This is a genomic window from Leisingera sp. F5 (genome assembly GCF_001593695.1).
In genome coordinates this window covers 1-3578 of sequence record NZ_LUKH01000225.1, presented here as the reverse complement: position 1 = coordinate 3578, position 3578 = coordinate 1, and the positions used below count along the sequence as shown (strand labels likewise).

Below are 3578 nucleotides of genomic sequence, written 5' to 3'. Positions count from 1 at the left end.
CGGGCGCCTCGTACGACATGACGTCAGTCTGGGTATCCAATGCCATGATGGCCTCCTTTGTGTTCCGGTCTATGCCGCGATGCAGAATCGCAGCGATTACCTAGGGAATAAGATTGGGAAGGTAATATTGCAACCTCTTTTGGATCAATATTGAAACTTTATGACCCTGCAGATGCAGCATTGCCTTTGGCAGGCGCAGAAAAATCATCCCCGCCACCCGGCCGCGCACCGTCTTGGGGCATCAGATGGCGGATAGAATTGGCATAGAAGGCGAGCAGGTCGCGGCGCTCTGCAACCGGCTTGAACTGACCATTGCCCCCGCAGACAAGACCGCGCCGCACCAGCTGCCTCAGCCCTGCGTCCACCGCATATCCCAGGTTTTCCCCGGGCATGTGGACCTGGGCCAGCGGCATTGCCGCAATCAGTTCCGCCAGCCGATGCTCAACGGCGGCGCGACTGAGGGGGCCGTGCTGCTGCAGGATGGCTGCAATCAGCGGCACCGGCAACACCGGGACAATGGCGCTGATCCGTGCCATCAATACCCGCCCCAGCAGCTTGGTCATGTCCCCTTCCCGCCCGGCACCAAACGCAGCCAGGCTGAGGGGGCGGCCAAAGTTCACCCCAGCATAACCCGAACGGTGGTAACGCCCGGTCATCCACAGCCACAGCAGCCGCAACGCCACCAGGCCGATGCGGGCCCGGAACCTGCGGTCGCCATCCTTGGCAGCAGATGTCAGGATTTTGTCTTCCAGCACCCGGTCGTAATTCAACGCCACCGGCACAAAGACCACATCGCGCCCCTGGGGGTCATAGCCTTCGACGATGTATTTCAGCAGGCCCAGCTTGGGCGCAGCAATGGCACCGTCCAGGCTGAGCCCTCCTTCGGGAAACATCGCCTGGGTGGATCCGCCGCGGGTTGCCAGGCGCACATAGGCGGCCAGCACCTTGCGGTAGAGATTATTGCGCGAACGGCGGCGGATGAAGTAAGCGCCCATCGCCCGGATCAGACGTGACAGCGGCCAGACCCGCGCCCATTCCCCAACTGCATAAGACAGCGCCGTGCGCTCCGCCGCCAGATAGGTTACAAGAACATAATCCATATTCGAGCGGTGGTTCATCACAAAGACCACCGTTGCATTGGGGTCGATGGCGCGCAATGCCGCCTCGTCCTGATGGCCCAGCCGCACCCTGTAGACCGCATTGGACAACAACCGTGCCGCGCGGATCGCCAGGCCGAAATAGGCAAAGGCGGAAAATCCGGGTACGATCTCGCGGGCATAGCGGCGCACTTGCTCGTAGGCCACGTTTTCAGGAATACCCGCCGCCGCCGCGTGATCCGCCGCCGCCTGGGCCACCTGCGGGTCATGGATCAGCCGCTGGATCATGTCGTGGCGGCGGGCCAGCTTGAACGGTTCAATCGGCCTTTCCAGCCGCTGGTTCAACCGCGCCACCGCGCGCTCCAGACGCCGCCGGAAAAACCAACGCACCGAGGGAAACAGGAAATGCGAGGCAAAAGTCACCGCGGCAAAGCCCACGATCAGCATGAATAACCACAGCGGAATTTCCACGGTTTGCGTCATACTAGGACAGTTGCGCAGGCTGTAGGGCATTACAAGGGAATTGAAATTCGCGCGCAGGGCTTTTCGCCAGTTACCCGTGCCGCAACTTTTCCGGCTCCCGCGGATGCCTGAGCCGCACAGTCAATCGCCTGGCAAAGGCCTGGGAAGGCGTCTCGACCCAGGTGAACATACCCCAAGCCAGCAGCAGCACCCCGCCCAGTGCCCCGGCAGCGCCGGCATAATATGCGGCATCCGGCAGCCCCGGCGGCAACAGGGACAACAGCGTAATGCCGATATTATTGTGCAGCAGATAAACCGAATAGCTGACCAGCCCGATCCAGGACAAAGGCCGCCATCCCAGCAGGCGCGCCGCAGGCAGGCGCCAGGCGCAGGCGGCAACTATCAGGTAGATAAGCGTCAGAATTGCGGCCTCTCCTGCATTCTGAGCCATGCCCAGCGCCATCACAAAACTTGCCCCCAGCAGCGCAAGCGTACGGGCGCAGGCGCCGTGGCTGTATACCCGGGCAAAAAGGACGCCAGCCGCAAACAAATGCGCGTAGCCCACAAGCAGCAGCATGTTCAATTGCAAAAGCACAAGGTCCGGAAAAATAAAGTCCGCCGCTAACAAGACAGATTGCCCGGCCAAAAGTGCCAGGGCTGCACGTTCGGCAAATCGGCAGGGTCCGAAGATTGAGAAGAAGACCGCCGCCCAGAGGTAAAACAGCACTTCACAGGTCAATGTCCAATACACGCCGTCGATATACCCATCGAAGCCGAAATAAGACCGCCAAAAGACTGGGGGGACAAAGCTTAGCGATGCTGCAAAGCCGCTGAAACCAGTCCGCACCGTCCCGCTGTAGGCGCTGTCTATCAGATGCATGGCCGCGAAAGTGATGACCGCGCACACCGCCAGGGGCGGCCACAGCCTCAGCAGCCGCTTGAGCAGAAACCCCCGCAATCCGTTTCCGGACCTGAGCGAGACGGTGATGACAAATCCGGAAATGACAAAGAACAGGTGAACGCCAAGGTTGCCGTAACCCGCCAGCGGCAGAAGGCTGTCTCCGTAGGGGTAGAACTCTGGAAAACGCTGAAAGTAGTGGAACAGAACAACAGACAGCACGGCAATGGCGCGCAGCCCGTCAAGTTCGGTCATCCTGCGGGTTTCTGCCATAACACCCTCAATGAAAATTATACTAAAATACCGCAGACCCTATGCGGGAGGCGACGCCTTCGCAATCTACCTTTTGGAGAAACTGGCGCTGCTGCAGCCTATGCCGCAACGCAGCGAATTGACATGGGTTGAAAATTGCAGTTTACATCTGCGTGACGAAATAAAATTACCAGCACACCAACTCGCGAGGCCCAACATGCCGCAGATGCAAAAAGACCGCCCCTGGCTGATCCGCACCTATGCCGGCCATTCCACGGCATCGGCGTCCAACGCGCTGTACCGCGCCAACCTGGCCAAGGGGCAGACCGGTCTGTCGGTGGCCTTCGATCTGCCGACGCAGACCGGGTACGACAGCGACCACGTTCTGGCGCGCGGCGAAGTGGGCAAGGTCGGTGTGCCGGTCGGCCATCTGGGCGACATGCGGGCCTTGTTCGACGAGATCCCGCTGGAACAGATGAACACGTCGATGACCATCAATGCGACGGCGCCCTGGCTGCTGTCGCTTTACATTGCGGTGGCCGAGGAACAGGGCGCGGATGTCTCGAAACTGCAGGGCACGGTGCAAAACGACCTGATCAAGGAATACCTGAGCCGCGGCACCTATGTCTGCCCGCCCAAGCCCAGCCTGAAGATGATCGCGGATGTGGCCGAGTACTGCTACACCAACGTGCCCAAGTGGAACCCGATGAACGTGTGTTCCTACCACCTGCAGGAGGCTGGCGCGACGCCGGAGCAGGAGCTGGCCTTTGCCCTGGCAACCGCCCAGGCGGTGCTGGATGAGCTGAAGCCGCGCATCGCGCCGGAGGACTTCCCCGCGATGGTCGGGCGGATTTCCTTCTTTGTGAATG

Annotated in this window: 3 protein-coding genes; 1 reads left to right on the top strand and 2 read right to left on the bottom strand. The window is 60.6% G+C overall.

Translation table 11 applies throughout. The features are described from left to right. Positions 1-158: 158 nt before the first annotated feature. On the bottom strand, positions 159-1580 hold the full coding sequence (locus A2I95_RS27825; RefSeq protein WP_291735134.1) for a 1-acyl-sn-glycerol-3-phosphate acyltransferase: 1422 nt from the start codon (positions 1578-1580) through the stop codon (positions 159-161). A 70-nt stretch (positions 1581-1650) separates the two neighbouring features. After that, a complete protein-coding gene (locus tag A2I95_RS27820) occupies positions 1651-2730 on the bottom strand; it encodes an acyltransferase (protein ID WP_291735132.1) in 1080 nt (359 codons plus the stop codon). A 196-nt stretch (positions 2731-2926) separates the two neighbouring features. On the opposite strand from A2I95_RS27820, the gene A2I95_RS27815 reads away from it, so the two are divergent. Then, the coding region (locus A2I95_RS27815; protein ID WP_291735130.1) for a methylmalonyl-CoA mutase family protein at positions 2927-3578 on the top strand (652 nt) is incomplete at its 3' end.

Excerpts from the sequence above, each read along its gene's own strand:
- A2I95_RS27825 (WP_291735134.1), bottom strand. The coding sequence starts at position 1,580 with ATGACGCAAACCGTGGAAATTCCGCTGTGGTTATTCATGCTGATCGTG.
- A2I95_RS27820 (WP_291735132.1), bottom strand. The coding sequence starts at position 2,730 with ATGGCAGAAACCCGCAGGATGACCGAACTTGACGGGCTGCGCGCCATT.